Here is a 26,378-nt window from a genome sequence, read left to right on the forward strand (position 1 = left end):
CGGCACAGCTGAACAGCAGGAATTCTCATCACAGGGCCTTCATGGCGAAAGTCCTTCGCCTGCCGTGAGCGGACTGTCGAGATGCCATCCGTTGCGTTCAGCAAAGGCACCGAGCGAGTATAGGTTACGAGTCCCAGTGAGATTACGCATTTCACTGAGATAACCTTCTGCGGTCCTGGTGGAGATGTGAAGCTCGCGTGCTGCGATCTCGATCGTGACGCCGGAAAGCAGCAGGCGCAGCAAACTTCGTCGCGCAGCGTCAGGACGCTGCGGCTTGCCCCCGTTCATGATCCTCCAACTCCTGTACTGAGGTCCCAAACTCAGCCCTGCGTGGATCCACCGCATTGTGCATGCTTGATGCAATTGATCGAGTCCGATGGGACATTCGGCGGCATGGTCACGCGTGGTTCGGCTCACACAACTCGTCGCCCTGGACGCTCCAGCATGGAGTTCTGGCAGGCCACAAGCCGTGTCGGGTTTGGTCGGAATGGACTTTCGTGCCGATTGTGAGCAACGGAGAGTCGTGGCCGCTAGCGCTTGACGCAGGGCCGACCAGAGAGGCTCTTCAAGATCGGCGTTGGTCAGGTTGGCGTCACCGAGGTTGGCCTCCTCGAATCGGACACCGACCAGGTGAGAATTGGCGAGATTGGCGCCGGCCACGTCGAGACCGCTGAGGTCCGCGCCGCGAAAATCAAGAAGATCCCCGCAGAGGTACGCCGTGGTCGAAGCGTCGGCGAACCACTCCTCCAGCGCTCTCTGCGCGTCCGGGCTGTCCGGCCAGCGAATCACGCCGTCACTGGCCCGCCTGTACCCGCTCATCGCCGAACACCACCTCGCCGCCCCAATCCGATCTCCGGAACCTGTCGTCTTCTCGCTTCGCGGTCCGCGGGCGAGGTCAGGCGCGGGCTCGGGCCCAGGAGAGGAAGCGGTCGGTCAGCCGTGCCGGGTCGACGTCGGTGAGGTGTTCGCCGGCCTCTGCTTGAAGCGTCGCCAGGTAGACGGTCAACGCGAGCCGGTCGTTCCGGTACTCGCCCAGCAGTCGCAGCTTCGCCGCTGAGCAGGGCCAGGCGATGCCGCACGCGGCGCAGCGCCAGGTCGGTCGGGTCGGCAGGTGGTTCCGGTGGCGGCGGGGCACGGGTGGACCTCCTTCGCGGTGGACGGGGGCCGCCCCGCCTCCCCGTCGGGGCGACCCCGGACTGACGCAGACCGCCGGGCTCCTGCGCCTCCACCGGCCACGCCGTCTTCTGTGGACCACCCTTGGGTGCGTTACGAGACAGATACACCGCGTAGCGATATGGTTCCCAGATATTTAGGACATCCGATGGAGGAGCCGTGAACGACGCGCTTCGGGTGGCGCTCAGCGACACCGGGCACACCACCGAATCCCTCGCCGAGACCGTCGGCGTCGACCCGAAGACAGTGGGGCGCTGGTTGACCGAGGACCGCATCCCGCATTCACGCCATCGGCTGGCGGCAGCGGAGGCGTTGCACAAGGACGTGTCGGACATCTGGCCGGACACTTCAAGACGTCGTGATCCCATTTGGTTTCGTCCGTGGCAGGAGATCGAGCGCGAGGCGGTGTCGCTTCGCTGGTTCGAGTCGACAGTTCTGCCGGGGTTGCTCCAGACCGAGGCGTACGCCCGCGCGGTGCTGGGCGACGCGGGCCTGATCCCCCGCGGTGAGATCGAGCGGCATCTCACCGTCCGGCTCGGCCGGCAGGGCATCCTCAAGCGGGACGACCCGCCGCAGTTCACGGCCGTGGTGGACGAGGCGGTCATCCGCCGCCCGGTGGGCGGGCGGGCGACGATGCGCGAGCAACTGCTGGCCGTGGCGGCGGCGTGCGTCGAGCCGCACATCCGGGTGCACGTGGTGCCCAGCACGGTCGGCGCCTATGCCGGCCTCAACGGACCTTTCGTGATCGCGCACAGCCACGACCACCGGGTTGCCGGCTACCTCGACAACCAACTTCAGGGACAAGTGGCTAGCGACCCGGAGGACATCGCGGCCATGATGGCGGCATGGGAGAACGTGCGCGGCGAGGCGTTGTCCCACTGGCAGTCGGTCCAACTCATCCAGGAAGTGGCGGAGTCATGGAGCTGAACGGCGCCCGGTGGCGCAAGAGCAGCCGCAGCAGCGGCAACGGCGGCGCCTGCGTCGAGGTCGCCGACAACCTTCCCGACGTCATCGGCGTACGGGATTCAAAGGACCCGACCGGCCCGGCGCTCGGCTTCGCGCCCACGGCCTGGCGCGCGTTCGTCAGCCAGCTCACCCGACGCACCTGACCTGCGCCCGGTCACACGCCCACCGCGGCGGGTAGGTCAGGATCCGTCGCGCAGATCGCCCAGACGCTCTGCCCGGAACGTGATCTCGTCGAAGGTCACGCTGCACCCCTCACCGGTCGGGGACTGGCCCGCGAAGCCGATCCGGTCGCGAGACGCGTCGGGGTCGAGGAGGAAGACGCGGATCAGCTGCCAGGTCTCACCGTCGACCGAGGCGTGGTACGCGTAGACCCCGTCGACCCGGGAGACCCGCAGCCACACCGACCGGTCGGGTACGACGAAGGCGTTCGCGTCGTCGGCGACGCCTCGGCAGATGACCGACACGATCATCGGGTCGCCCGCCGGGGAGAACTCGAAGCACAGCTTGGCCCAGCGCCGCTCGTCGAGCCACAGCAGGAGCACACCGGCATCGAAGGTGGCGGCGAATTCCACGCTGACCCGGGCGCTGAACTGGAAGTCCCCCGTCGGCAGGTCCCCGAGCAGCGTCGCGGCGTTGAGCGTCGACTCGGCGCTGACCGTGGTGGTTCCGGCCGCGTCGGCGGCGCCGGTGCTGGGGTCGATGAAGATGTCCGTGAGCGGCTGCGCCTCGACCGCCACAGTGCCGGCCGCCTCGTCGACCCGCCACAGCTCGGCGGACGAGGGCACGAGCGGGAACGGCACACCGGGAACGCTCAGTTGACTGACCATGGCCAGGACCGTACAACGGTCGCCCTGCTCGCCGATGCCCACTGATCGAGCAGGGCCCGGCACGTCCACCCTCCGGCCGGTACCGTCCCAGGCACCGACGACGGGGAAACCGTCGTACACATGTTCTATCCACAGGCTGTGGACGACCGGAGGTTCCATGGCTTACCAGCTCAGCGCGGTGGTCGCGGACGTCGAGCTGCTCCGCGAGCAGACCGCCGAGCTGGATCACGCGGTCCTCGGCGGGCTGCGCCAGGACTTCGCGTTGCTGCCGGTCACCCCGCAGTTGGTGATCGAGCTGACCGGGTCGTTGCCGGATTTCGCCACTGACGACCGGAGCGCCGCGCGTCCATTCGGCCTGGTGTTGTCGACTGCGCTGGTCGAGGTGCTGACTCGCTGGTCACAGTCGGGGCCGGTGGCCTATCTGGAGGCGGAGTTCGGTGGTGGGGTCGGCTACCAGTCGGCAGCGGTGTGGTTGGGCGGGGCACTGTCCTGGGGCCCGTGCTTCGACGACGAGTTGAGCGCGCCGCGCGAGCATTGGCCGATCAACGGTGCGCTGATTCAGCTCGGCGTGGAGCCCGGCACCTGGATCGACAGGTTCGCCGAACTGGGGTTGCATCTGGAGCGGAGCACCGAGGGTTGGCTGGCTCACGGGCGGCGTCGACTCAGCGCCGACTACTGGGATGAGCTGGTCGAACAGTGGGAAAACCAGTAATCCGGCGTTCGGCAGCAACCTGAACGCTCCCGTTCCGTTGGGGACTGGGGGATTCCATGAAATTGCGACAATTTGCGTTTATCGCCGCGCTGTTGACGGCTGCCTCGATAGCGGGCAGCGGCGTACCGCCCACCAGGTCGATTCCGAACGGCCGGCCCGCCGGCAACGTGGAGATCATCGACCTGAACGGCCTCAGCAACATCGAGTTCGGTGTCACCGAGGACGAGCTGACCCGACGCGGCATCCTGCGTACCAGCCTGGACGCCTGCGGGCCGATGCTCGCTGGCCACGACACGGTCAGTCCGGTCTTCGTGGAGGACAAACTCGTGCTGCTCTGGGTCGGCGACCCGATGCGGACACCGGAGGGCATAACGGCGGGCTCGCCCGTCGACGAGGTCTGGGACCGCTACCCGGAGGTCAGCCGGTTACGGGCTCCACAGGGGACACACCGGCTCGACGGGTTGCTCGCCCGCAGCGGCGACCGCGCGTACCTGTTCCTGCACGACGGGCGCACGGTCCGAAAAACCATAGCCGGGTACGCGGACTGGGCCCGCCGCCTCTTCCACGAGGGGACGGGCCCGTGCTGAGCCGGGCTGACCTGTCGAGCCGTTCCGCTCAAGATTGGGCGAAGGCGTCCCGCGCGTAACCCATGTCCCTTTCGGCGTAGCGGGCCACGGCCTTGCGGAACACCTCCTCACGGAAAAAAACCGATCGGTACAGAAATTTGTGGACCTGGTCGACGGTTACTACGGTCGGATACGTACCGCCCGGTACAGAACTGCAGGAGGCCCGGCCGGCCGCGCACCACCAGACGCCGACAGAGGAGATCCATCGTGGGACAGCTCAACGGCAAGACCGCCCTCGTCACCGGGGGCACCACGGGCATCGGCCTGGCCGCCGCCCGCCGCTTCGCCGCCGAAGGCGCGTACGTCTTCGTCACCGGCCGCCGCAAGGGCCCGGTGGACGAGGCCGTCGCCAGCATCGGCGCGAACGTCACCGGCATCGCCAGCGATGTCAGCAAGCTCGACGACCTGGACCGGGTGATGCGGGCGATCGAGGAACGGGGCGCCGGGCTGGACGTGGTGTTCGCCAACGCCGGCGGCGGAGAGTTCCGGTCGCTCGACTCGATCACGGTCGAGCACGTCGCCAACACCTTCGACACCAACATCTACGGCACCGTCTTCACTGTGCAGAAGGCCCTGCCCCTGCTCAACGAGGGCGCGTCGATCGTGCTCACCGGCTCGACAGCCGCGAGCAACGGCACCCCGGCGTTCAGCGTCTACGCGGCGTCCAAGGCGGCCATCCGCTCGTTCGGCCGCACCTGGGCCGCCGAGCTGATCGGCCGGAAGATCCGGGTCAACACCCTGGTGCCCGGCTCGACCGAGACCCCCGGGCTCGCCGGCCTCGCGCCCAGCCCCGCCGAGGCCCCCGGGCTGCTGAAGACCATCGCCTCGGGCGTGCCCATGCAGCGCATGGCACACCCGGACGAGATCGCCAACGCCGCGCTCTTCCTCGCCTCCGACCAGAGCAGCTTCATGACCGGCGGCGAGTTGTTCGTCGACGGCGGCGAGCAGCAGCTCTGACGCGAAAACGCCCGGTCGATCCTCGCGGATCGACCGGGCGTTTCGGCACTACAGAGCGGTGGCGGAGGGATGAGCGGGAACTCCAGGAGCTCACGAATCGTGGCAACCAGGAGATTTGCCGTCGCGTCCCGGACCGTGCGATGGCGTGCTGACGACAACGAGTGCCAGATGTCCGCCCATGATCGTTCGGCCTGAATACCAGGATTCACAACCAGAAACTGTCGGGTTCTTGTCAGACTCGCGGACACGCCGCCCCGTAGCCTCAGCTATGCGGCAGCCGCCGTGGTGATTGAGCCGCGGAAGGATGGGGAATTGATTCCGCAGCGCAGCCTGTTTACGGTCTACTTCCTAGTATATGCGCTTGCAGCGGCAGCACATTATCAACTCACGCGCGGCGTTCACCTGTCGATTGCACCCTCGAAGGTCGTGGCATCCGCGAGTTTCGCAATCGGACCCGCTTTTTTGGTCGTGGTGGCATTCAATAAATGGCTCTGGCGACCAAGACTGGTCAGGAAGCTATTCGGAATCGACACCCCAGATGTATCGGGGCGCTGGACTGGCCACCTCAGATCAACCTACACAAACCATCAGTTCGACCACTATATGGTGCTTGAAATCTGGCAGACTCTGACCTCCATCGATGTTTGGTACTATGACCAAAACGCCGTCACGCACAGCCTGGTAGCTGGGTTTGTGCGGAACGGCACCGGCGGGCCGATGAGGCTATACAGCCTTTACTTGAATCAACCGATAACGACACAGTACCGAACGTTGCATACTCACAACGGTGTGATGGATCTAGTCGTCAATACCGAGGAGAACCAAATCACAGGAACCTACTTCAACAACCCACACCAGCGAAAGACCTACGGTGAGATAAGGGTTACAAAGGAGAGTAGAAAACGCCTTGGGTCGTTCGGCCCCCACGGTACGAACACCCAGGAATATCCGAAGCGGGGAAGCGTGCGCAACGCTCCCTCTACTGGTTCGAACGTAGGAGTTGCAGACGATGGGTGAGCTCAGGGACTCCTTCGAGTTGGACGACCTCCGACGTGGAGCATTCTTTATAGAAACAGACCTCGCGATCTATAGTCGACGTCTGACTAACGAGCCGATCCTCGGATCCGGCCTCATAGTTCCGAAGCGCCACGCTAGAACGTTATTTGACCTGACAGCAGATGAAGTAGCGGATATTCACAAGTTGCTGCTTGACGCCAAGGCCTACCTGGAAAGAGAATTTAACCCCGACGGATACACCGTAGGCTGGAACGTTGGAATAGTTGCTGGGCAGACAGTTCAGCATGCCCACCTACACGTAATCCCACGTTTTGCTACTGATCCACAAAGCGGCCTGGGCATCCGCTACTGGGTGCGACAACAACGAGAAGCCATTACCGCAGCTGAAGTCGACTAAGACCCCTTCTGAGGTGGTGCCCGTTGAATTTTCCCCTACCGTCCTCCGACTGGCTAGTAGGCTCTGTCAACCTGGACGAGGACCTCCACTACTCGTCATATTTCCTCAGAGCCGCCACCGGAGCCTTCGGCGACCATGCCACGCGATACGGTCGCCTCATCTCCGTCTACCATGGCACTAAGGAGATTTATTTTGTCGAAGACCACGAGGCAAGAAAACGCGCCTTTGCACTCATCGAACAATTGCGTGAGGGCGACGTTGCCTGTGAAATGATCGCCAGCCTTGCGGACAAGGTCAGCGAATTCGAGCGATATGCACGCAAGACTTCCTTGAGTCATCGTCGAGGTTTCACCAAACTTCCGACTGCCATGCGCTTCTACGAGGCACACGATCGAAAGTTACGAAAGCTGTATTCTGTAGCTCGGATACCTGAGGTGCTTGACCGGGGCCGCCCTTGGTTCACGGATCATCTCAAATCGCTTCTAGCTGATCGACTTGAGCAAGATGTTACGTCCGACGACGTATCACGGGCTTTCGTCAGTCTCACGCTCGGCGACCCAGGAAAACCGGCTCGTACGGGGGTTCTATCGGGCGCCGGATATGTGCACCTCATACGGCAGCTGTCCACCTCTGAATTGTCGGAGACAGACCTTGAAACCATGTCCGAGAACCCAGGCCTTGCTCATCAACTACTCTCGCCTGACGTCCTCTCGCGCTTAAAGCTCGAATTTGACAACAAGAGGTTCCTCTCTTACCACGGATACGTGCGCCGCAGTCCACCCGCATTCGACGATTTTCTTGCCAGGTTTGTGCGGGATGTCAACGTTGCCCGCAGCCGCCCGAGTTCTCAACTGGGTGAGGGCAATGTTGCCCCGCACAAGTTCAGCAGAGCGCTGGACATGGACAAGGAACTTGTCTCGTTGTTTCGCTTCTATAGAACGATCGGGTACCTCAAGCTGAGGCGGCGCATTGCCCAGCTCCGCCTGTTCCCCATCCTGGATGATTTCCTTCGCCTAGCTGCCGAGGTGACGGCTACAAGGGAATGGGATCTGCGCCGAATGATGCCCGAGGAGTTGGTCGAATACGTGACGAGTCGCGGACAGTCCCACCCAGGTATTGGGAACCGGTCCAACGAATGTCTGGCCCTTTGGTCCGCTGACGGCGTCTGCATCAGCACCTCGCCCAGCCTTACAGAGGATTGGCTTGGGTTTTCGAACGATGCCGCGCCTGTTCTGGCCGGCGATCTGACTGGCGAACCGGTATATCCCGGTGTTCGCCGAGGTCGCTGTATCGTGCTCGACCGCTCGATGTTTGATAGATCTGAGGCGCTTCTATCCGACGATTATGTGCTGGTTAGCGAAGCCACGGACCTGGACATGCTTGATTTGATGATTTCGGCGCAAGCGGTTGTCACATCTCGCGGGGGCATCACCTCACATGCCGCAACGATTTGCAGAGAGTTGGCCATCACGTCGGTCGTCGGGGTCAGGAATGCCTCGCAAATTCTCCGAACAGGCATGTTCATCGAGGTTGATGGCAGTCGAGGTGTCGTCAAGGTTCTCACATGACCGGTGGTGCAGGCGTCGCCATTGGACCTGGTAAAGCCTTGCCCATTGTCCAACTTTCGGAGGCCGGTGATCCTTCAGCATACGGCGGAAAAGCCGTCAAGTTGGGGAGGTTGATTCAGCTGGGATTTCCCGTGCCGGACGGTGCAGCACTATCGGCTAGCGCCGCCGCGGATATAGCCAACAATCCGAAGGCAGTACAGAATCAAACTCTTTCTCGCCTTATGGAGCACCTACCGATTCGTGATCAGTCCTATCCACTCGTCGTCAGGAGCTCGGCCGTCGGCGAGGATGGCGAGCGCACGAGCTGCGCCGGGATGTACGAGTCGGTTCTCGGGATTGATCGGGAGCATCAGGAACTAGCGACAGCGATAACCGATGTTGTCCGTTCCTATGACACCCCTCGTGCCGCACTTTATCGTCGCCTTACTGGAATCAAACCCTCCTCTTCTGGGATGGCGATTGTAGTCCAGGAATTGGTTGAAGCGCGGTGGAGTGGAGTCGCTCATTCATCTACGATTTACAGAGGCATGACGGCCATGGTGATCGAATTTGGCCGAGGTCTAGGCGGTGGCGCGTCAGACACTGCCGACAGCAACAGGTACGTCATATTCCGAAATGCCGCGCGAGCTCGCGAGTTGGTGTCTGGAAGTGAAGGAGCTCCCGTAGAACTGCTCAGATCCGTAGAAGCATGCGTCTCAGAGATCGAGAAGCTTTTCGGTACAGCGCAGGACGTTGAATGGGCTGCGGACGATAACCAGTTGTGGGTAATCCAATCTCGTAGGCTGGTCAATTCGATCTGGTAGCGGAACTGGGCCCCCAGAGGAGTCACGTTGAGTTTCATCGTAACGTTCTTCGCTCATGGCACGACGTTGGACAACGAGGCTAACATCGCCACTGGCTGGATGCCCGGAGAGCTGTCCCTGCGGGGTCGGGGGGAATGTGCCCAGCTTCGCCATCAGATTGCACCGACCACCTTTGATGGCGTGTTCACCTCAGACCTCGCGCGATCAATCATGTCAGCGCAGATCATATTCGAGCCTGCATATTCGATCGAAATCGACTCCCGATTGCGGGAGTGTGACTATGGTGCAATGACGGGCGCGGCCGCCAGTGAGGTATTCTCTTGTATCCATAATCACGTTGAGGAACCCTTTCCCGGAGGGGAGTCCCTGTTAGACGTTCAGGAACGCGTCGCAAGCTTCGTTGAGGGTCTCCGCGAGGGTGGTGCTCCTGGCTCCAACATTGCGATTGTTGGCCACCAGGGCACGCAGCTTGCGTTGGAGGTCCTTCTGAACGGGAAGTCCTGGGCGGAAGCCCTATCCGAGGATTGGCGTGGCTCAGGGCGGTGGCGACCAGGCTGGCCCTATCACGTGCAGGACGAGCCGTAGTTCCCTTAGCCTATTCGACTGTCAGGCGCTGCAGGCGTCGCGCCGTCGTCGTGGAAAGCTCCTGCCCAGGGTCGTGGTCGCCGTCGTCTTGCTGTCGAACCGGTTGGGTCTGAGCATCACGCGCTCTGCGGGTGTGAGACAGCCCGGGCTCAGCCACGAACGAAACGCCCGGTCGATCCTCGCGGATCGACCGGGCGTTTCTGCACTACAGAGCGGTGGCGGAGGGATTTGAACCCTCGGAGGGCGTTAACCCTCACACGCTTTCGAGGCGTGCTCCTTAGGCCGCTCGGACACGCCACCGCCGACGAGGGTACAGGACCGCCGGTTCCGACGCCGAACCGGTATCGCCCGGGCCGGCCTGGCAGGATCTTTGCCATGAGTACGCACATCGGCGCGAAGCCGGGCGAGATCGCCGAGCGGGTCCTGATGCCGGGCGACCCCCTGCGGGCCAAGTGGATCGCGGAGACCTACCTCGAGGGCGCTACCTGCTACTCGACGGTTCGGGGCATGCTGGGTTTCACCGGCCGCTGGAACGGCGTCGAGGTTTCCGTCCAGGGCTCCGGCATGGGCATGCCGTCGGCCTCCATCTACGCCCACGAGTTGATCAACGAGTACGGCGTGAAGACGCTGATCCGGGTCGGCTCCTGTGGTGCCCTCAGCACCGACCTGCAACTGCGGGACGTGGTGGCCGCGATCGGGTCGTCCACCGACTCGAACATGAACCGGATGCGCTTCGACGGGCTGATCGACTACGCCCCGGTGGCCGACTTCGGGCTGCTGCGTACGTCGGTCGAGGTGGCCGAGCGGCGCGGCATCACCATGCACGTGGGGCCGATCCTGGCGGCGGACGCCTTCTACACCGACCGGCCGGACCTGTACGACACCCTCGCCGACTACGGCGTGCTGGCGGTGGAGATGGAGTCGGCGGCGCTCTACACGATCGCCGCCCGGTTCAAGGCCCGCGCGCTGACCGTGTTGACCGTCAGCGACCACATCAAGACCGGCGAGAAGACCACCTCGGAGGAGCGCGAGCAGACCTTCAGCCAGATGGTCGAGATCGCCCTCGACACGATCATCGCCTGACCTGTTCGGGCGGCAATACCGCGAAGAGCGTGATGACTGTGAGGCATCAAGATGACTCCCAGTCATCACGCTCTTTCGCATCAGACCACCGGGCCGCAGCAAGTCGGACGGCGGCCAGCAAGTCAGACGGCGGCCAGCGCCTCGGTCGGCGCGAGGCGGGCGGCACGCACCGCCGGGTAGAGGCCGGCGAAGCCGCCGATGACCACTGTCGCGCCCACCCCGCCGAGCATCGCCCAGGCCGGCACCACTGCCGGCCAGCCCTGCGACAGCGCGTAGCCCGAGGTGACCAGGATGCCCAGCACCACCCCGCCGATCCCGCCGAGCGCGGAGAGCAGCAGCGACTCGGTGAGGAACTGGGCCCGTACCTGACCACGGGTGGCGCCGAGTGACCGGCGCAGGCCGATCTCGGCTCGGCGTTCCAGCACCGAGATCACCATGGTGTTCGCCACGCCGACCCCGCCGACCAGCAGGGCGACAGCTCCCAGGCCCAGCAACAGGCCGGTGAACGCGTCGTCGGTCGCCTCGGCGGCGGCCAGCGCGTCCGAGGGCCGGGACACCTCGACCTCGTTCGGAGCCTCCGGGTTGGTGGTCGCGCCGAGCACCGATCGGACCGCGTCGACCTGCGACTCCTGCGCCCGGGTGTAGACGGTGGTCGGGTGACCGTCGAAGCCCAGGTACTCGGCCGCCGCCGCCCAGCCGACCAACGCCGACGTGTCCAGCTCCGGGGCGAGCGGTGCGGCGGCGAGGGTGCCGACCACGGTGAACGGCCGCCCACCCAACCACACCTGCACCTGCGGGTCCGCTGAGGTGATCCCGAGCCGCTGCGCGGCGGTGGCGCCGAGCACGACCGCCGGGTAGCGGGCGGTCGCCTCGTTGAGCCAGGTGCCGGTGGTCACCTTGGCTCCCACGGTGCCGAGCAGGTCCAGTCGGGCCGCCCGGGTGGCGATGCCACCGGTCTCCGCCGTCGGGATCCGGTCCGAGCGGTACACCTTGGCGTCGGGCACCTGCCCGGTGGCGGACACCTCTGTCACCGGGCCGATCCGCCCGATCATCGCGATCGACTCTTCAGGCAGTTGCGCGTCCGCGCCGAACAGTGTGGTGCCCGCCTCGACGGTGAGCAGGTTGGTGCCGAGCGCGTCGAGCGCCCGCTCCAACTCGGCTCGGGACGACGAGGAGATGCCGACCACCGCGATCATCGCCGCGATGCCGATCGCGATGCCCAACGCGGAGAGGAACGCCCGCAGCGGACGGGTCCGCAGCCCCACCCCACCGACGCGCACGACGTCCATCGGCCGCAGTCGGGCCGGGGTCAGCGTCGCCATCAGTCGACCCCGCCCGGTACGAAAGCCGAGTCGTGCCGCACCGCGCCGTCGCGCATCCGCACCTGCCGGGGCAGATTTCCCGCGATCTCCCGGTCATGGGTGATCACCACGACGGTGGTGCCGGCCCGGTGCAGATCGTGCAGCAACTCCAACACCCCGGCCCCGGAGTGCGAGTCCAGGTTGCCGGTCGGCTCGTCGGCGAGCAGCACCGCAGGCTCGCCGACCACCGCGCGGGCCACTGCCACCCGCTGCCGCTCCCCACCGGACAGCTCGTGCGGCCGGTGCCCCAACCGGTTGCCCAGGCCGACCCGGACCAACGCGGCCTCCGCCCGTTCGCGACGCCGCCGCAGCGGTACGCCGGAGTAGAGCAACCCGTCGGCCACGTTGTCCACGACCGGGACGCCGGGAGCGAGGTGGAACTGCTGGAAGACGAAGCCGATCCGGGTGGCCCGCAGCGCGGACAACTCCCGGTCGGTCAGCTTCGCCGCGTCGTACCCGTCGATGAGCACGCTGCCCGACGACGGCCGGTCCAGGGTGCCGATCAGGTGCAACATGGTCGACTTGCCCGATCCGGATGGGCCGACGATCGCGACCAACTCGCCGCGACCGACCCGCAGCGACACGTCGTCCAGCGCGACGACGCCGCCGGCGTACCGCTTGCTGACCCGGTCGAGCACGATCACGTCGCTGCTCACCTCGGCACCACCACCGTCGTGCCCTCGGTGAGGCCCGCCGCCGAGACCTCCACCCGGCCGTCGGTGAACAACCCGGTGGTCACCGCGAGGACCCGGCTCGCGTCGCCATCGGCGACCTGGACGCCGTAGCCGCCCTCGGCCAGCGCCAACAGGGCAGCCACCGGCACGGTGAGCACGTCGCGGCGCTCCGAGACGGTGAACGTGACGTCCGCGCTGGCCTGGTCGAAGCCGGCGAGGGTCTTCGGGTCGGTCACCGCGACCGTCACCTCGATCTTCGTCTCGGCTTCGCCGGCCTGCCCGTTGGCACCGGCCGCGCCGGCCTGGACGACCGTCTCGACAGTGCTGACCGTGCCCGCCACCGTCCGGCCGTCCGGCAGCCGCACTGTGACCTTCGCGTCGCGCTTGGCCAACCGCTGGTCGTCCACGTCCAACTCGACGGTGACGACCCGGCTGGTGCCGGTGTACGTCAGCACCGCCTTGCCGGGGTGGGTGAGATCACCGACGTCGACCTGGTGGCTCTCCACCCGGACCTCCCGGTCGGCGTACACGATCCGCCCCGGCTCGACCCGACCGGTTTCGGTCAGGCCCAGGTCCTCCTGCCAGTCCCGGACCGCGTCGGCGGTGGCGCCGGTGTACTCGTCGTCGATGGTGAAGCCGGTGTAGCCCAACGCTCCGAGGTTCCGTTCGAACTGCGCGACATCGGCTCCCTCCACCCCCGGGGCGAGGGTCCGGTACGCGGGCAACCCGCCGTAGAGCAGCACCACCTCCTCGTTGTCGACCAGGTAGAGCGCCTTGCCCCGCCGTACCGTCGACCCGGTGGCCGGCAGCCCGGTGACGGTGCCGTTGAGCTTCGCCGTTGCGGTACGCGTCGCGCCGTACCCCAGCTCGCCGTCAGCGGTCTCGGAGTCGGCGAGGGTCTGCCGGGTGACGGTGGCGGTGGCGGGAGGCGCGCTGCCGGCCTGGGCCCGGCCCCCGTCGGTGCCGCCGCCCCCGAAACCCACCGCGGCGACCACGCCGACGGCGGCGACCAGCAGGACGACGCCGCCGGTGACGGCGGCGCGCAACCGTGAGCGTCGGATGGCGATGGTCACCGGCCACCCCCGAACTGCGGCGCGTGCTGCCGGCACTTCTCCATCGCGGCCTTCATGGCCGGGTCGCCGAGGTTGATCGCATTGCCCTGCGTCCCGATGCGGACCCGCCCGTCGGCGTCCGGGTCCGGGAAGTCCGGCACCCCGTTCTCCCGCATGCACTTGGCCAACGTCCGCATCTGCTCGGCCTGCTCGGGGTTGAGCTGCGGTCCCTGCCCACCGTTGGGCAGCTTGTCCTGGCACTTCTCCATGGCCGCCTGGACCTTCTGCTGATCCACGTCCGCACCGAACCGGAAGTTGGGACGCCCGCCCGCCTCGGGGTCGGGCATGTCCACCCCGTTCTCCCGCATGCATCGGGCGAAGGCGAGTTGTCGCTCCGAGTCACTGGCCGGCGTGCCGCTCGCGGTGGCCTCGGCCTTCGCCCCGCCGGCGGTCGCGACCCCGCCGCCGTCGTCGCCTCCCGCGCCGCACGCGGACAGTGCCAGGGCGAGCAGGACCGGGATCGCAAGCATCTGTCGTCGCATGGTGTCCGCTTCCGCTCAGGTCCGGCGCGGTTCGCCGAACGTGACACCCAGTGCACGGCAGCGGGCGTATCCCCGGCGTTACCGTCGGCGGTTATGCCGCCGTTACGGCACCCGGAGCACCATTGGGGGGGTGAGAGTGCTGGTGGTCGAGGACGAGAACGTGCTGGCGGACGCCATCGCCGAGTGGCTGCGTCGGGAGTCGTTCGCCGTCGACGTGGCGTACGACGGGGACGCCGCGTTGGAACGGCTCGGCGTCAACGAGTACGCAGTGGTGGTCCTGGACCGGGACCTGCCGGTGGTGCACGGCGACGACGTGTGCCGGGCGATCGTGGACGCGGGCGGGGAGACCCGGGTGCTGATGTTGACCGCGTCAGCGGCGGTCCGGGAACGGGTGGCGGGGTTGGCGCTCGGTGCCGACGACTACCTGACCAAGCCGTTCGCCCTGGTCGAGCTGTCGGCCCGGGTGCACGCGCTGACCCGCCGGTCCCGCCCGGCGGCGCCGCCGACGCTGCGTCGCGCCGGCATCCAACTCGACGCGGCCCGCCACGAGGTACGCCGGGACGACCGGCACGTGGCGCTGTCCCGCAAGGAGTTCGCGGTGCTGGCCGAGCTGCTACGCGCCGACGGCGCGGTGGTCTCCGCCGAGGACCTGTTGGAACGCGCGTGGGACGAGCACATCGACCCGTTCACCAACGTGGTCCGGGTGACCGTCATGAAGTTGCGCCGCAAACTCGGCGACCCACCGGTGATCGAGACGATTCCCGGGGCGGGGTACCAGATCCGATGAAGCGTCTCACGATCCGCGCCCGCCTCACCCTCATCTACGGCGGGCTCTTCCTGTTGGCCGGCGTGGTCCTACTCGCCGTCACGTACGTGCTGGTGGATCAGCGGATGGCGCAGCCGTTCGGGGTGAGCCTGCGCGACCTGCCCAAGACCTCCCCCGTGACGCCCAGCGGGCAGAACGTCGACAACCTGCGCACCCTGTTGCAGGAGGTGCAGGACGAGGCGAAGCGCAACGCGTTGGAGTCGCTGCTCACGCAGGGCGGCATCGCGTTGATCGTGGTGTCGACGGTGGCGATCGCGTTCGGCTGGCTGCTCGCCGGTCGGGCCCTGCAACCCCTGCTCCAGATCACCGGCACGGCCCGCCGGATCGCCGGCGCGGACACCGCCGGCCGTGGCCTGCACGAGCGGATCGCGCTCACCGGCCCTCCCGACGAGGTACGCGAACTCGCCGACACCTTCGACGAGATGCTGGAACGGCTGGACCGCTCATTCGACGGGCAGCGCAGGTTCGTGGCGAACGCCTCGCACGAGCTGCGTACGCCGCTGGCGCTCAACCGTGCCCTGGTGGAGCTGGCCATCACCCGCCCGGACGCCTCGGCGGAGACCCGGCGACTGGGCGAGTCGCTGCTGGCGGTCAACGAACGACACGAGCGGCTGATCGACGGTCTGCTGACCCTGGCCGACTCGGAGAACGAGCTGACCGAGCGTACGCCGGTCGACCTGGCCGAGGTCTGCACGCACACGACCGACCAGGCCGGGAAGCAGATACCCGGCGTGCCGGTCCGGCGGGCCCTGGCTCCGGCGCCCACCAGCGGCGACCCGGTGCTGTTGGAGCGGCTCACGTTCAACCTGGTGGAGAACGCGCTGCGCCACAATCTGCCCGCCGACGGCTGGGTGGAGGTGCGCACCGGGTTGGTCTCCGGCCGACCCACCCTCACCGTGACCAACACCGGCCCGGTCGTCCCCGGCTACGACGTCGAGACGATGTTCCAGCCCTTCCGGCGGCTGTCGCGTGAGCGGGTCGTCGGGGCGCGGGGCTTCGGGTTGGGGCTGTCCATCGTCCGCGCGGTGGCCCGAGCCCACGGCGGCACCGCCGAGGCGCAGCCCCGCCCGGACGGTGGTCTGATCGTCACGGTCACCCTGCCGCCGGCCTGACCGGCGACCCGGCCTCAGCGGAAGAACGCGCGCAGGACGGTGGCGGTCTCGGCCTCCAGCACCCCGCCATAGACCTCGGGACGGTGGTTGAGCCGACGGTCGCGCAGCACGTCCCAGAGCGATCCGGCAGCGCCGGTCTTGGGCTCCCAGGCACCGAACACGACTGTGGAGACCCGGGCCAGCACCAGCGCACCGGCGCACATGGTGCACGGTTCGAGGGTGACCACCAGGGTGCAGCCGTCCAGCCGCCACCGACCGGTGCGCTCGGCGCCCCGACGCAGGGCCAGCACCTCGGCGTGGGCGGTGGGGTCACCGGTCAGCTCGCGCTCGTTGCGTCCAGTGGCCAATTCGGCGCCGTCCGGCCCGTAGAGCACCGCCCCCACCGGCACGTCGTCGACGTCGGCGCTGACCGTGTCGTCGACGGATGGGCCGGCGACGGCCACCTCCAGGGCACGGCGCATCCACAGCTCGTGCCGCTGTCGTCGGCCGACCTCGCCCAGGTCGGCCAGGCCCTCGTGCGCGCCGGGCCCGGCGCGGCGCACCGCGCCGGGGGTCGGCTGGCCCGGTCGGATCGACTCCAGCGACGGATCGGTGGCGTCGGCCGGCTCAGACCTCACGCAGCTCCTCGACCTCGTCGGCGCAGCCGAGCACCTGGCAGATCTCGACTGTGACATCCGCCGGCATCATCCCCTCGTGGGTGCAGAGGGTCAGCAGCTTCTGCGCGGAGATGCCCAGGTTGGCCAGCAGGTCGGCGTCGCCGACCGGATCGGCCTCCGGGTCGACGACGGGCTGCTCGGTCTCCTCGTCGCCGGTGCTCACCGGGCGTGGCTCGTCGTCGCCGTCGAGCCCCGTGACCGAGGTCTTCAGGTCACCGACCAGCAGCGACCCGAGCTGCGACTCCTCCGCGTACGCGGAGTCCGAACCGAAGACCCGCAGGTCCTCGCCCTCGTCGAGGCGCAGGATCACCAGGTAGGCGTCGTCGGCCTCGACGAAGAGCAGCGACACGTCGGCCTCCAGGTCGACGTCACGCAGCCGGTCGGCAACCTCGTCGATGTCGGTGGCGCCACGCAGGCTGACCTCGGCGGCGGTCCAGCCACTGTCGTCGCGCACCACGGCCGCAGCGAAGTACGACACGGTCCCCCCAATAGCCTCGACACAGCGTCGACTCGTTACGCGTGCACGTTAGCCGGTCGGGTCGGCAGGCGACCCGTCAACGCCCCGAAGGGCGGGTCATTCCTGACAAAGTCGGATCAGCCGACGACTCGACGGCGGGTGGCGATGAGCTGGCGCAGACGCTCGGTGCGCTGCCGCTGCGGTCGGCTGCGCTGGCGGACCGCCCGGGCGCCCGCCAACTCGGCCAGCAACTGCAGTCGACGGCGATTGCGATCGGGATCCTGCCGGGGAGTGGTCCAGGCCATAGTTGCGAGCGTGCCGAGTCTCGGCGGCCACGTCAAGACGGCGTTCGCTACGCAGCCAACCGGGCACTCGGTGCAGTCACCGAGCACCGTTTCGGGGCCCGTCCGCGCCGGTCACCACAGCGGCCAGTCACCACTGGTGGCCCAGCGGACCGCCACCACCGCGGCGGCGATGCTCCAACCACCCGCCGTGACGATGGCGACCCCGGTGGCCACCCCTCGGTCACCGAAGCGCACCAGCACCAGGGCGGTGGCCCAGGCCAGCAGGCCGGCGAACACCGTCCACCACGCGTAGCTGGCCACGTCGGTGCCGAGCAGGCCGAACAGCAGCAGCCAACCGGCCGCCGCGCCGCCTCCGACGGCGACACCAGCGCCGGTGACCGGGTGCGGCTCGCGGTAGGTGGGCCGTGGCGGTGGCCCGGAGGGGAAGAGACCCGACGGGGTACGCGGAACCGGGCGTGCGGCGCCGAAATCGGGGCCAGGTTCGGGTCGGGCAATGGTCACCGTCGCTGCCCTCCCTCACGCGTGCCGCTCGTGCCCACGGTACCGGCTCTGCCAGGATGACCGGATGTCCTCGCCGACGATCAGCCGCCGCGCTCGTCCGGCGTACCCGATCCTGCTGTTGCTCGCCCCGGTGCTGGCCGCCGGCTGCGCGACCACCCGGCCGGGGGTGCCCGACGGCGCCGCGCCGACGCCACAGTCGGTCTGGGCGACCGCCGACCAGCCGGCGTCGCAGCCGCCCACGCCGGCGGCGACCGACCCGAGCTCCCCGGCGCCGTCGGCGGCCAGGCCGTCGACGGCGGCACCCCGCACCGGGCTGAAGCATGTCTTTCCGGTACGCGCCGACAACGTCGACTACCACCCGACGCACGGGGCGTACCCGGCGACGGACCTCTTCGCCGACTGCGGCGAGCCGTTCGTGGCGGTGACCGACGGGACGGTGCTGGAGGTGAGCCGAGTGGACCGGTACCGCAAGCGTGGGCCGCAGGGCCCCGACAACGGCGGCCTGTCGGTCGCCCTGCTCGGGGACGACGGGGTGCGCTACTACGGCTCCCACCTGAGCGTCGTGACCGGCGGAATCGACGCCGGGGTACGGGTCCGCGCCGGGCAGCAGCTCGGCAAGGTGGGCCGTACGGGCAACGCGAACAACGTGTGTCATGTGCACTTCGGCATCTCGCCGGCGTGCGCGGGCAAGGACGGCTGGTGGATCCGGCGCGGGGTGATCTGGCCGGCGCGTTACCTGGACTCCTGGCGGCGTGGCGGCAACCGGGAGCCGGCCACCGAGGTCACCGCGTGGCAACGCAAGCGCGGTTGCCCGAAGGCGCCCTGACATGGCTCGCGCGAGAGATCCCATCGCCGACCTGCGCCGGATCGCCTTCCTGTTGGAACGGGCGAACGAGGCCACCTACCGGGTACGCGCGTTCCGGTCGGCGGCGAAGGCGCTGGCTGGCATGCCTGCGGCAGAGCTGACCGAACGGGTCGGCAACGGCACACTCACCGAACTGGCCGGGGTCGGTGACGTCACGGCCCGTTGCGTGGCGGAGTCCCTCGCCGGTGAGGAACCGGTCTACCTCCGCCGTCTGGTGGCGACCGAGGGCAGCGACCTGGACGCCGAGGCCACGGCGCTCCGCGCCGCCCTGCGCGGCGACTGTCACACCCACTCGGACTGGTCCGACGGCGGCTCACCCATCGAGGAGATGGCGTTGGCCGCTGTGGAGTTGGGCCACGAGTACCTGGTGCTGACCGACCACTCGCCCCGGCTGACGGTGGCCCGGGGGCTGACCGCGGAGCGGCTGCGCCGGCAGCTCGACCATGTGGCGCAGGTGAACGCGGCGCTGCCCGAGGGTTTCCGGATCCTCACCGGGATCGAGGTGGACATCCTCGCCGACGGTTCCCTGGATCAGGACGACGACCTGTTGGCGCGGCTCGACGTGGTGGTCGGGTCGGTGCACAGCGGCCTGAAGGACGAGCGGTCGAAGATGACCCGGCGCATGCTGAAGGCGGTCGCCAATCCGCACCTGGACATCCTCGGGCACGTCACCGGCCGGATGGTGTCGTCCCGCCCGGCCGGGGTGACCGGTCCGGGCGATCGGGGGCACCGCGCGCGGACGAGGGCGGAGAGCGACTTCGACGCGGACGCCGTCTTCGCCGCCTGCGCCGAGCACGACACCGCCGTCGAGATCAACTCTCGGCCGGAGCGGCAGGACCCGCCGAAGCGCCTGATCCGTCGCGCCCTGGAGGCCGGCTGCCGGTTCGCCATCAACACCGACGCGCACGCGCCCGGCCAACTCGACTGGCAACGGTTCGGCTGTGAACGCGCCGCCCTCTGCGGCGTCCCCGCCGACCGCGTGATCAACACCTGGTCGGCAGAGCAACTGGTGGCCTGGACGCACACCCGCACCTGATCCCCGGGGCTGACCGAAACTGTGCTCGGTCAGCTGCGGGCGGGTTCGGCGGCGGGTGTGGCGGGAGCGCCGACGCCGATGACCGGGCTGCTCCGGCGACGACTGAACATCCCCTGCGAGACAGCGACCCCGAGCAGCACGATCAGCGCGCCGACCGGCTGGTGCCAGTTGAGGCGTTCGTCGAGCGCCAGCGCACCGATCAGCACCGCGAAGATCGGGACCAGGTACGTGACAGTGGACGCGGTGCTCGCGCCGGCCAGCCGGATGTTGCGCATGTTGATCACGAACGCGAGCCCGGTGCCGAGCGCGCCGAGGGTGAGCACACTTGTCACCACCCCCGCCGACAGCTCGGTGGGCAGCGGCGGCAGGCCGGCGACGAAGGGGGCGACGATGGCCAGCTGCGCGGCCGCGAGCAGCAGTTGCGCGGTGGAGAGCGACAGGCCTGAGTACGCGCTGTCGGCGACGAACCGCTTCTGGTACGGGATGGCCAGCCCGTAGCAGGCCGCCGCACCGAAGCACATGAGCTGCCCGGTGAAGTGCGCCCCGCCGATGCCCTCCCAGACCCCGAGCACCACCAGCACCCCGACGAAGCCCAACCCGAGCCCGACCGCACGGCGCGCTGTGAGCCGCTCGGTGCGGAAGACCAGCACCGCCAGCGGCAGCACGATCAACGGCGTGGTGGCGTTCCAGATGCCGGCCAGCATCGACTCGACCCGCTGCTCGCCGTAGCCGAAGAGGGTGAACGGCACGGCCACGCCGAAGGCGGCGACGACGGTCAGGTGCGCCCAGACCCGGGGCTCGTGGGGCAGCCGGTCGCGCAGCACGGCGAGGACCACCAGCAGGGTCAACGCGCCGGCGACGACCCGGTAGAGGGTGAGTTGGACCGGGTGCAGCTCGGCCACCCCGACCTTGATGAAGAGAAAGCTGGAACCCCAGATCGCGGCGAGGGCGACAAAGCCGGGCAGCCAGGCGCGGACCGGCGCTTTGTCAGGAGTGGTATCGGTGTTCACCCCTGACACTCTGCCGCAACCGTACGACAAATGTCGCGCGCCTTTCGGCAGTCACGCCACGCCCGAACCCGCAGCTCCAACACGACAAAACGTCGGCGACACGGGGGTGGGGTGGTCCCGTAGGGTCGCAGCGTGGGACGAATTGATGAACTCGCCAACCGCTACGTGGCCGAGTGGGCGCCGTTGAGCCCCACCGGCGCGACCTTCGTCGGCATCGCCGGCCATGACGACCAGCTCGACGACCTCTCGCCCGACGGCTACGGGGCGCGCGCGGACCTCACCCGCCGGACCCTGGCCGAGCTGGAGGTGACCGAGCCGGAGGACGAATCGGAACGAACCGCCAAGGAGGCCATGCAGGAGCGGCTCGGCCTGGACCTCGCCAGGTACGACGCCGGTGAGGTGACCAGCGAGGTCAGCGTGATCACCAGCGGGCTGCACGAGATCCGCATGGTGTTCGACCTGATGCCCACCGCGACCAGCGACGAGAAGGCCAACATCGCCGCCCGGCTCAACGGCTTCGGTGCCGCGCTGGAGGGCTACAAGACCACGCTGCGGGAGGCGCTCGCCGCCGGTGAGGTCAGCTCCAAGGTGCAGTTGGTCGAGGTGGCCAAGCAGTGCGACATCTGGGTCGACCCGACCGGTGACAACTTCTTCCACGGGCTGGTCGAGCGGCTCGGGGCGGAGGGCACGCTCGGGGCGGAACTGCGCCGGGGTGCGGCGGCGGCGACCGCGGCGACCGCCGAGTTCGGCCAGTTCCTACGTACCGAGATGGCCCCGCACGGGCGGGACAAGCAGGCCGCCGGCCGGGAGCGCTACGAGCTCGCCTCGCAGTACTTCCTCGGCGCCAAGGTCGACCTGGACGAGACGTACGCCTGGGGCTTCGCCGAGCTGGCCCGCCTGGAGGCGGAGATGCGGGTCGTGGCGGGGCGCATCGCCGGCTCCGGCGCCACCGTCGACGAGGCCGTGACCAAGTTGGACGCCGACCCGGCCCGGACCATCCAGGGCAAGGAGGCATTCCGGGACTGGATGCAGGCGCTGGCCGACAAGGCGATCACCGAGCTGCACGGCACCCACTTCGACATCCCCGAGCAGGTCCGCCGCATCGAGTGCTGCCTCGCCCCGACCAGCGACGGTGCCATCTACTACACCGGCCCGAGCGAGGACTTCTCCCGCCCGGGTCGGATGTGGTGGGCGGTGCCACAGGGCATCAGCGACTTCTCCACCTGGCGAGAGGTGACAACGGTCTACCACGAGGGCGTGCCGGGTCACCATCTCCAGGTGGCGCAGACCGCCGTCCGGGCCGACCTGCTCAACCGCTGGCAGCGGCTGCTCTGCTGGGTCTCCGGGCACGGTGAGGGCTGGGCGCTCTACTCCGAGCGGCTGATGGACGAGTTGGGCTACCTGGAGGATCCGGGCGACAAGCTGGGCATGCTCGACGGCCAGGCGATGCGCGCGGCACGGGTCATCGTGGACATCGGCATGCACCTGGAGCTGGAGATCCCGAAGGACAATCCGTTCGGTTTCCACCCGGGCGAGCGGTGGACGCCCGAGCTGGGCTGGGAGTTCATGCGGGCGCACTGCCGGGTTCCGGACGAGAACCTGCGCTTCGAGCTGAACCGCTACCTGGGTTGGCCGGGGCAGGCGCCGTCGTACAAGGTGGGTGAGCGGATCTGGCTCCAGGCCCGCGAGGACGCCAAGGCCCGCAAGGGCGCCGATTTCGACCTGCGGGAGTTCCACCGGCAGGCGTTGGACCTGGGCGCCCTGGGTCTCGACCCGCTGCGCCGGGCGCTGGCCCGGCTCTGAGTCGCTGATAGCTCCCGGTGCTGGCGGCTCGTCTTACCGCCAGCACCGGGAGCCATCGGAGCGGGTGCCGTTCAGCCGAGGGCCAGTGCCAACGACGGCCGGGCGGTCAGCGTGTCACTGGTGACGTACGCCAGATCCATCACCGGGTCGGTGAACGTGATCGAGATCGGCAGGGTGACCGGGATCCCGTCCGGCAACGGCAGGTCCGGGGTCAAGGTGAGCTTGATGCCGAGCAGCTTGCCGACGAACCGGGTGGAGTAGAAGGCCACGTCACCGCGGACGGTCAGCCGGTCGGTCTTGTATCGCTGGGTGCGCCCGTCGGGGCCGTCGGCGACCAGCAGGAAGTCGTCGGTCACCGCCTCCCGCATGCTGAACTTCAGCACCTTGAGGCTGCCCCTCTCGGTCCGCAGTTCGGTGGTCCCGTCGAACCGCAGCCCGGTCATGGTGACCTTGGAGCCGGTGAGCTTGGACGGCAGCTGGCCCACCATTGGCAGATTCGGGTCGGCCGCGATGCGGGGCAGCGGCTTGCCCGGCTCCGCTTTGTCTGGCTTGTCGGGTGTCGTGGCCCCGGGCTTGCCTGACCCGCCCGGGTTCGGTGACGGGCAGGCCGTGGACCCAGGATGGGCCGTCGGCCTGACTGTCGGCTTCGCCGACGGGCTGGCGGTCGGGGTAGCCGACGGCGTCGCGGTCTTCTCGCTGCGTCCACCGGTGAGCAGGTCCCCGATCTCGTCCAGGATGTCGGTGATGATGTTGCCGTCCCGCTCCGGGCTGGCGCTCGGTGTCGGGGTCGGCGTCCTGGTGATGGGAGTGGTGGCGCTGGGCGACGGCGTGCCGGACCGGGACGGGGTCGGGCAGGCGATCGCGGCGGGTCGGGTCGGTGCGGCCTGCACCGCTCTGGGCTGGGTGGCCAGGCCGGTCGCGGCGAGGCCCAGCACCAGCAGTGCGACTCTGAACACCCGAGGATCAGCAGAACGTCCCGGCCACTCGGGGGGTGCGCCCGCGTCGGTCGCGTCGCCCGCCGGGCGGTCCACCGGTTCGCCGGCCGCGTCGGCCTGCACGACTCCGATCCGCTCCGTGTCGAGCCGTTCGACTCCGCGCTGCTCGGCGTGGGGCTGATCCGCCTCCGCCTGATCCGCATCGACCTTTTCGGCGACGGGCAGTTCGGTGTCGGACAGGTCAGCAGCGGTTGGCGCGGGTCGGATCGGGGTCCAGGCGAAGGCGAGCGCGCTGCCGACGATGCCGAGCAGCAGACCGACGAAGAAGCCGCCGAGGTTGAGTCCGATCAGCGAGTAGACCGATGTGACCGCCGCGACGACCGAGTAGAACAGCCGCTGCGCCGGGCTCAACCAGAGCAGCAGGGCGCAGGTCACCAGGATGACCGGGATCAGAAGCGAGAGCAGACCGGTGGCTCCGCTGTGGAAGCTCAGGCCGTTGATCGTCATCCGGGTGGAGGCGAACATCGCCACCCCAGCCAGGGCGATGAAGAGACCACCCCAGAACGGTCGGCTCCGCTGCCAGCGGCGGAAGGTCTGCCACGCCTGGGCCGTACCGCCGGGCCGGGCGTGGGACGCGTTCGCGGTTGTCACGTACTCCTCCTGGCGGAGCGGGACGGGGACAGGGCCGGGGCCCGCGGTGGTCGGCCAGCGCGGACCCAGTCACCTCAGAAGCACTCCTTGCCCTTGGCGTCATCGCCCACGTTGACCTTCAACCGGAGGCCGACCAGGTTGAAGGTGGCCGCCGTGGTGTAGCGGGACACCTGCTGCAGGTTCGTGATGGTGACGTGGTCGGAATTCTGGCCGAACGAACCCTTCTGCGCCGTCGCGTTCAGGTCCGTCGCGTCCCGGCCAATCTTGATGTTGGTGAACGTCGCGTTGCCGTCGAGCGAGTCCATGGCGATCAGCAGGTCCTTGGCCCGGGCAGGCTCCTTGCCCTCACCGGCGTTGATGGTGAGCACCACCGGCAGGCCGGGCAGGTCGGAGCGGACGGACTGGCAGAGGTCGTAGAGCTCTGCGCTGCTGATCTCGGCGACGGCGATCGGGTGGGTCTTGCCGTTCTCACCCTTCTCGCGGACGACGCCGCCGTACTGCTTGAAGCCGTCGCCCTCGAGACGGGCCGCGCCGATCTTGAACGTCTGTCCGGACACGGTGACGTCGGACGCGATGGCGCCGGTCGACATGCCGAACAGGATGGCGCCGACGGCGGCGGTGGCGGGGACCGCCATGGCGGCGAACCGCCGCCACCGGGTACGACCCTGATCCTCAAACCGATCCTGCACGGGTTCCTCCTCAGGTGGCCGGTCCCGGACTGGCGGCCTCGCACCGGGCCCGTCATGTGTTACCGGCGGGTAACGATCGAGCCTGATCGTGCACCCGTTGCGGCGCGGCTCACAACCCCCTGACCATCCGGCGGTAACACGAGGGCGACCCAACAGCGGCTCGACGTCACGAATCGTGGAATTACCTGTGTGGATAGAAGCCTCTCCATATGACAAATACGGCAAAACCGTGCCCTCCGACAGCGGAGAGTGGCGAGGCATCGACAAATTACAATTAGATAACGGATGTAAAGTACGCAGGTCGCGGAGAGCCGTTCGGCTCGTCCTCCCGTCCGAACATCCAGGCGATCCCGGAGACAGCAGGACCCCACCGAACGGCCCGAGGTCCTAGGGTTTCGGCGTGCATCTGAACGACGTGCGACGCCACTGGACCAAGCTCGGAGCTGAAGATCCACTCTGGGCCGTACTCGTTGAGCCCGGCAAACGCGGCGGACGGTGGGACGTCGGGGAGTTCCTGGCCACCGGCCGTACCGACGTCGAGGAGACGACCGGCCAACTTCGCCAACTCGGTCTGCCCACCCGCTGGGAGCGGGTGCTCGACTTCGGCTGCGGCGTCGGGCGACTGTCGCAGGCACTCGCCCCACACGCGGACGAGGTCGTCGGTGTGGACATCGCTCCGACCATGCTGGAGGCCGCCGGGCGACTGAACCGGAGCGCCGAGAACATCCGGTTCGTCCTCAACGACGCACCGGACCTGAGCCAGTTTCCCGACGGTCACTTCGACCTCGTCTACAGCGCCCTGGTGTTGCAACATCTGCCGCGCCCCGCGATCGATCACTATCTGGCCGAGTTCCTGCGCGTGTTGCGGCCAGGCGGCACCGCCGTCGTCGGGTTGCCAACCGAGCGGGGGCATACGGCCAGGGGCATCGTCTGGCATCTGGCGCCGTCCCGCCTGATCAGCTGGGCACAGTGCCACCTGCTCAACTATCCGGCGCCGATGAAGATGACTGTCGTCCCGCACACCGACATGGTGCGACTCATGGCCGCACACGGCGGGGACATCGTCGGGCAGTGGCGCGATCTGCTGTACAGCGAGGACTGGGTCTGCACGCGGTACGCCGTGCGCCGCGCAGGGCATTAGACGCAGGTGCCGCTCCACGACTGAGGGGTGGACCGCATCGCGGCCCAC

At 68.0% G+C, this 26,378-nt stretch carries 30 protein-coding genes, 1 tRNA gene and 1 pseudogene; 17 read left to right on the top strand and 15 right to left on the bottom strand.

The window, feature by feature from the left end; genetic code table 11:
* Positions 1 to 39: 39 nt before the first annotated feature.
* Complete coding sequence (locus tag ABZU43_RS09565) at positions 40 to 819, bottom strand: pentapeptide repeat-containing protein (RefSeq protein ID WP_355006039.1); 780 nt, start codon at positions 817 to 819, stop codon at positions 40 to 42.
* Between the two features lie 76 nt (positions 820 to 895).
* Positions 896 to 1,135, bottom strand: a complete 240-nt coding sequence (locus tag ABZU43_RS09570) for a flavin reductase (protein ID WP_355006040.1) — start codon at positions 1,133 to 1,135, stop codon at positions 896 to 898.
* Positions 1,136 to 1,332: 197 nt separating this feature from the next.
* Here ABZU43_RS09570 and ABZU43_RS09575 point away from each other — a divergent pair, with 197 nt between their 5' ends.
* Positions 1,333 to 2,100 carry a helix-turn-helix transcriptional regulator gene (locus ABZU43_RS09575; RefSeq protein ID WP_355006041.1) on the top strand — a complete coding sequence of 256 codons (768 nt, stop codon included), beginning with the start codon at positions 1,333 to 1,335 and terminating at the stop codon, positions 2,098 to 2,100.
* Entirely contained in the window at positions 2,091 to 2,282 is a 192-nt protein-coding gene (locus ABZU43_RS09580) for a DUF397 domain-containing protein (RefSeq protein ID WP_355006042.1), read from the top strand. The genes ABZU43_RS09575 and ABZU43_RS09580 overlap by 10 nt, the downstream gene beginning before the upstream one ends.
* A 36-nt stretch (positions 2,283 to 2,318) precedes the next feature.
* On the opposite strand, the gene ABZU43_RS09585 is transcribed toward ABZU43_RS09580, so the two are convergent.
* Positions 2,319 to 2,966, bottom strand: a complete 648-nt coding sequence (locus ABZU43_RS09585) for a DUF1349 domain-containing protein (RefSeq protein ID WP_355006043.1) — start codon at positions 2,964 to 2,966, stop codon at positions 2,319 to 2,321.
* A 157-nt stretch (positions 2,967 to 3,123) separates the two neighbouring features.
* Here ABZU43_RS09585 and ABZU43_RS09590 point away from each other — a divergent pair, with 157 nt between their 5' ends.
* From ABZU43_RS09590 to ABZU43_RS09625, 8 genes are all read left to right on the top strand, one after another.
* Positions 3,124 to 3,678, top strand: coding sequence for a hypothetical protein (locus tag ABZU43_RS09590; RefSeq protein ID WP_355006044.1), 555 nt, complete (start codon positions 3,124 to 3,126; stop codon positions 3,676 to 3,678).
* A 56-nt stretch (positions 3,679 to 3,734) separates the two neighbouring features.
* A complete protein-coding gene (locus tag ABZU43_RS09595; protein WP_355006045.1) occupies positions 3,735 to 4,265 on the top strand; it encodes a hypothetical protein in 531 nt (176 codons plus the stop codon).
* A 246-nt stretch (positions 4,266 to 4,511) separates the two neighbouring features.
* The gene (locus tag ABZU43_RS09600; RefSeq protein ID WP_355006046.1) at positions 4,512 to 5,261 is read left to right on the top strand and encodes an SDR family oxidoreductase; all 750 of its coding nucleotides are present in this window, start codon (positions 4,512 to 4,514) and stop codon (positions 5,259 to 5,261) included.
* 282 nt (positions 5,262 to 5,543) lie between these two features.
* Complete coding sequence (locus ABZU43_RS09605; protein ID WP_355006047.1) at positions 5,544 to 6,278, top strand: hypothetical protein; 735 nt, start codon at positions 5,544 to 5,546, stop codon at positions 6,276 to 6,278.
* Complete coding sequence (locus ABZU43_RS09610; protein ID WP_355006048.1) at positions 6,271 to 6,675, top strand: HIT domain-containing protein; 405 nt, start codon at positions 6,271 to 6,273, stop codon at positions 6,673 to 6,675. Before ABZU43_RS09605 ends, ABZU43_RS09610 begins: the two co-directional genes overlap by 8 nt.
* 23 nt (positions 6,676 to 6,698) lie before the next feature.
* Positions 6,699 to 8,243 (top strand): PEP-utilizing enzyme, encoded by a 1,545-nt coding sequence (locus tag ABZU43_RS09615; RefSeq protein ID WP_355006049.1) that lies wholly within the window; start codon positions 6,699 to 6,701, stop codon positions 8,241 to 8,243.
* A complete protein-coding gene (locus ABZU43_RS09620; protein ID WP_355006050.1) occupies positions 8,240 to 9,046 on the top strand; it encodes a PEP/pyruvate-binding domain-containing protein in 807 nt (268 codons plus the stop codon). The genes ABZU43_RS09615 and ABZU43_RS09620 overlap by 4 nt, the downstream gene beginning before the upstream one ends.
* A 66-nt stretch (positions 9,047 to 9,112) precedes the next feature.
* The gene (locus tag ABZU43_RS09625) at positions 9,113 to 9,631 is read left to right on the top strand and encodes a histidine phosphatase family protein (protein ID WP_355006093.1); all 519 of its coding nucleotides are present in this window, start codon (positions 9,113 to 9,115) and stop codon (positions 9,629 to 9,631) included.
* Positions 9,632 to 9,844: 213 nt separating this feature from the next.
* On the opposite strand, the gene ABZU43_RS09630 is transcribed toward ABZU43_RS09625, so the two are convergent.
* Positions 9,845 to 9,931 (bottom strand) — tRNA-Ser (locus ABZU43_RS09630).
* A gap of 75 nt (positions 9,932 to 10,006) precedes the next feature.
* Here ABZU43_RS09630 and deoD point away from each other — a divergent pair.
* Positions 10,007 to 10,714, top strand: coding sequence for a purine-nucleoside phosphorylase (gene deoD / locus ABZU43_RS09635; protein WP_074315244.1), 708 nt, complete (start codon positions 10,007 to 10,009; stop codon positions 10,712 to 10,714).
* A 122-nt stretch (positions 10,715 to 10,836) separates the two neighbouring features.
* Here deoD and ABZU43_RS09640 read toward each other — a convergent pair whose 3' ends face one another.
* The 4 genes from ABZU43_RS09640 to ABZU43_RS09655 are packed head-to-tail and all read right to left on the bottom strand — an operon-like array spanning position 10,837 to position 14,331.
* On the bottom strand, positions 10,837 to 12,036 hold the full coding sequence (locus tag ABZU43_RS09640; RefSeq protein WP_355006051.1) for an ABC transporter permease: 1,200 nt from the start codon (positions 12,034 to 12,036) through the stop codon (positions 10,837 to 10,839).
* Complete coding sequence (locus tag ABZU43_RS09645; protein ID WP_355006094.1) at positions 12,036 to 12,719, bottom strand: ABC transporter ATP-binding protein; 684 nt, start codon at positions 12,717 to 12,719, stop codon at positions 12,036 to 12,038. The genes ABZU43_RS09640 and ABZU43_RS09645 overlap by 1 nt, the downstream gene beginning before the upstream one ends.
* Before the next feature lie 8 nt (positions 12,720 to 12,727).
* A complete protein-coding gene (locus tag ABZU43_RS09650) occupies positions 12,728 to 13,822 on the bottom strand; it encodes a peptidoglycan-binding domain-containing protein (RefSeq protein ID WP_355006052.1) in 1,095 nt (364 codons plus the stop codon).
* Positions 13,819 to 14,331, bottom strand: coding sequence for a hypothetical protein (locus ABZU43_RS09655; protein WP_355006053.1), 513 nt, complete (start codon positions 14,329 to 14,331; stop codon positions 13,819 to 13,821). The genes ABZU43_RS09650 and ABZU43_RS09655 overlap by 4 nt, the downstream gene beginning before the upstream one ends.
* A gap of 142 nt (positions 14,332 to 14,473) precedes the next feature.
* On the opposite strand from ABZU43_RS09655, the gene ABZU43_RS09660 reads away from it, so the two are divergent.
* Both ABZU43_RS09660 and ABZU43_RS09665 read left to right on the top strand, forming a co-directional pair.
* Complete coding sequence (locus tag ABZU43_RS09660; RefSeq protein ID WP_355006054.1) at positions 14,474 to 15,130, top strand: response regulator transcription factor; 657 nt, start codon at positions 14,474 to 14,476, stop codon at positions 15,128 to 15,130.
* Positions 15,127 to 16,281, top strand: coding sequence for a HAMP domain-containing sensor histidine kinase (locus tag ABZU43_RS09665; RefSeq protein ID WP_355006055.1), 1,155 nt, complete (start codon positions 15,127 to 15,129; stop codon positions 16,279 to 16,281). Before ABZU43_RS09660 ends, ABZU43_RS09665 begins: the two co-directional genes overlap by 4 nt.
* Positions 16,282 to 16,295: 14 nt before the next feature.
* On the opposite strand, the gene ABZU43_RS09670 is transcribed toward ABZU43_RS09665, so the two are convergent.
* From ABZU43_RS09670 to ABZU43_RS09685, 4 genes are all read right to left on the bottom strand, one after another.
* Entirely contained in the window at positions 16,296 to 16,742 is a 447-nt protein-coding gene (locus tag ABZU43_RS09670; RefSeq protein ID WP_355006095.1) for a nucleoside deaminase, read from the bottom strand.
* Between the two features lie 145 nt (positions 16,743 to 16,887).
* Entirely contained in the window at positions 16,888 to 17,415 is a 528-nt protein-coding gene (locus ABZU43_RS09675) for a tRNA adenosine deaminase-associated protein (RefSeq protein WP_355006056.1), read from the bottom strand.
* Between the two features lie 116 nt (positions 17,416 to 17,531).
* Positions 17,532 to 17,699 (bottom strand): hypothetical protein, encoded by a 168-nt coding sequence (locus ABZU43_RS09680; RefSeq protein ID WP_167362451.1) that lies wholly within the window; start codon positions 17,697 to 17,699, stop codon positions 17,532 to 17,534.
* 111 nt (positions 17,700 to 17,810) lie between these two features.
* Complete coding sequence (locus tag ABZU43_RS09685; protein WP_355006057.1) at positions 17,811 to 18,200, bottom strand: hypothetical protein; 390 nt, start codon at positions 18,198 to 18,200, stop codon at positions 17,811 to 17,813.
* 64 nt (positions 18,201 to 18,264) lie between these two features.
* On the opposite strand from ABZU43_RS09685, the gene ABZU43_RS09690 reads away from it, so the two are divergent.
* Both ABZU43_RS09690 and ABZU43_RS09695 read left to right on the top strand, forming a co-directional pair.
* On the top strand, positions 18,265 to 19,026 hold the full coding sequence (locus ABZU43_RS09690) for a peptidoglycan DD-metalloendopeptidase family protein (protein ID WP_355006058.1): 762 nt from the start codon (positions 18,265 to 18,267) through the stop codon (positions 19,024 to 19,026).
* A gap of 1 nt (position 19,027) precedes the next feature.
* On the top strand, positions 19,028 to 20,101 hold the full coding sequence (locus ABZU43_RS09695) for a PHP domain-containing protein (protein WP_355006059.1): 1,074 nt from the start codon (positions 19,028 to 19,030) through the stop codon (positions 20,099 to 20,101).
* Here the strand turns inward: ABZU43_RS09695 and ABZU43_RS09700 are convergent.
* Positions 19,984 to 21,111, bottom strand: a pseudogene (locus ABZU43_RS09700) (DMT family transporter); the annotation flags it as partial. The gene ABZU43_RS09695 and the pseudogene ABZU43_RS09700 sit on opposite strands and share 118 nt — an antisense overlap.
* 132 nt (positions 21,112 to 21,243) lie before the next feature.
* Between ABZU43_RS09700 and ABZU43_RS09705 the strand changes: the two are divergent.
* Positions 21,244 to 22,914, top strand: coding sequence for a DUF885 domain-containing protein (locus tag ABZU43_RS09705; RefSeq protein WP_355006060.1), 1,671 nt, complete (start codon positions 21,244 to 21,246; stop codon positions 22,912 to 22,914).
* Between the two features lie 71 nt (positions 22,915 to 22,985).
* On the opposite strand, the gene ABZU43_RS09710 is transcribed toward ABZU43_RS09705, so the two are convergent.
* Both ABZU43_RS09710 and ABZU43_RS09715 read right to left on the bottom strand, forming a co-directional pair.
* Positions 22,986 to 24,500, bottom strand: coding sequence for a DUF6114 domain-containing protein (locus ABZU43_RS09710; protein ID WP_355006061.1), 1,515 nt, complete (start codon positions 24,498 to 24,500; stop codon positions 22,986 to 22,988).
* Between the two features lie 74 nt (positions 24,501 to 24,574).
* Positions 24,575 to 25,189 (bottom strand): DUF6230 family protein, encoded by a 615-nt coding sequence (locus ABZU43_RS09715; protein WP_355006062.1) that lies wholly within the window; start codon positions 25,187 to 25,189, stop codon positions 24,575 to 24,577.
* Between the two features lie 400 nt (positions 25,190 to 25,589).
* Between ABZU43_RS09715 and ABZU43_RS09720 the strand changes: the two genes are divergently transcribed.
* Positions 25,590 to 26,330 carry a class I SAM-dependent methyltransferase gene (locus ABZU43_RS09720; protein ID WP_355006063.1) on the top strand — a complete coding sequence of 247 codons (741 nt, stop codon included), beginning with the start codon at positions 25,590 to 25,592 and terminating at the stop codon, positions 26,328 to 26,330.
* Positions 26,331 to 26,378: the final 48 nt, after the last annotated feature.

This window comes from Micromonospora sp. NPDC005205, assembly GCF_040608275.1.
GTDB lineage: Bacteria > Actinomycetota > Actinomycetes > Mycobacteriales > Micromonosporaceae > Micromonospora.

Coding starts and splice junctions, on each gene's coding strand:
- ABZU43_RS09565 (WP_355006039.1), bottom strand. CDS start 819: ATGAGCGGGTACAGGCGGGCCAGTGACGGCGTGATTCGCTGGCCGGAC.
- ABZU43_RS09580 (WP_355006042.1), top strand. CDS start 2,091: ATGGAGCTGAACGGCGCCCGGTGGCGCAAGAGCAGCCGCAGCAGCGGC.
- ABZU43_RS09585 (WP_355006043.1), bottom strand. CDS start 2,966: ATGGTCAGTCAACTGAGCGTTCCCGGTGTGCCGTTCCCGCTCGTGCCC.
- ABZU43_RS09590 (WP_355006044.1), top strand. CDS start 3,124: ATGGCTTACCAGCTCAGCGCGGTGGTCGCGGACGTCGAGCTGCTCCGC.
- ABZU43_RS09595 (WP_355006045.1), top strand. CDS start 3,735: ATGAAATTGCGACAATTTGCGTTTATCGCCGCGCTGTTGACGGCTGCC.
- ABZU43_RS09610 (WP_355006048.1), top strand. CDS start 6,271: ATGGGTGAGCTCAGGGACTCCTTCGAGTTGGACGACCTCCGACGTGGA.
- ABZU43_RS09620 (WP_355006050.1), top strand. CDS start 8,240: ATGACCGGTGGTGCAGGCGTCGCCATTGGACCTGGTAAAGCCTTGCCC.
- deoD (WP_074315244.1), top strand. CDS start 10,007: ATGAGTACGCACATCGGCGCGAAGCCGGGCGAGATCGCCGAGCGGGTC.
- ABZU43_RS09640 (WP_355006051.1), bottom strand. CDS start 12,036: ATGGCGACGCTGACCCCGGCCCGACTGCGGCCGATGGACGTCGTGCGC.
- ABZU43_RS09655 (WP_355006053.1), bottom strand. CDS start 14,331: ATGCTTGCGATCCCGGTCCTGCTCGCCCTGGCACTGTCCGCGTGCGGC.
- ABZU43_RS09665 (WP_355006055.1), top strand. CDS start 15,127: ATGAAGCGTCTCACGATCCGCGCCCGCCTCACCCTCATCTACGGCGGG.
- ABZU43_RS09670 (WP_355006095.1), bottom strand. CDS start 16,742: ATGCGCCGTGCCCTGGAGGTGGCCGTCGCCGGCCCATCCGTCGACGAC.
- ABZU43_RS09680 (WP_167362451.1), bottom strand. CDS start 17,699: ATGGCCTGGACCACTCCCCGGCAGGATCCCGATCGCAATCGCCGTCGA.
- ABZU43_RS09690 (WP_355006058.1), top strand. CDS start 18,265: ATGTCCTCGCCGACGATCAGCCGCCGCGCTCGTCCGGCGTACCCGATC.
- ABZU43_RS09695 (WP_355006059.1), top strand. CDS start 19,028: ATGGCTCGCGCGAGAGATCCCATCGCCGACCTGCGCCGGATCGCCTTC.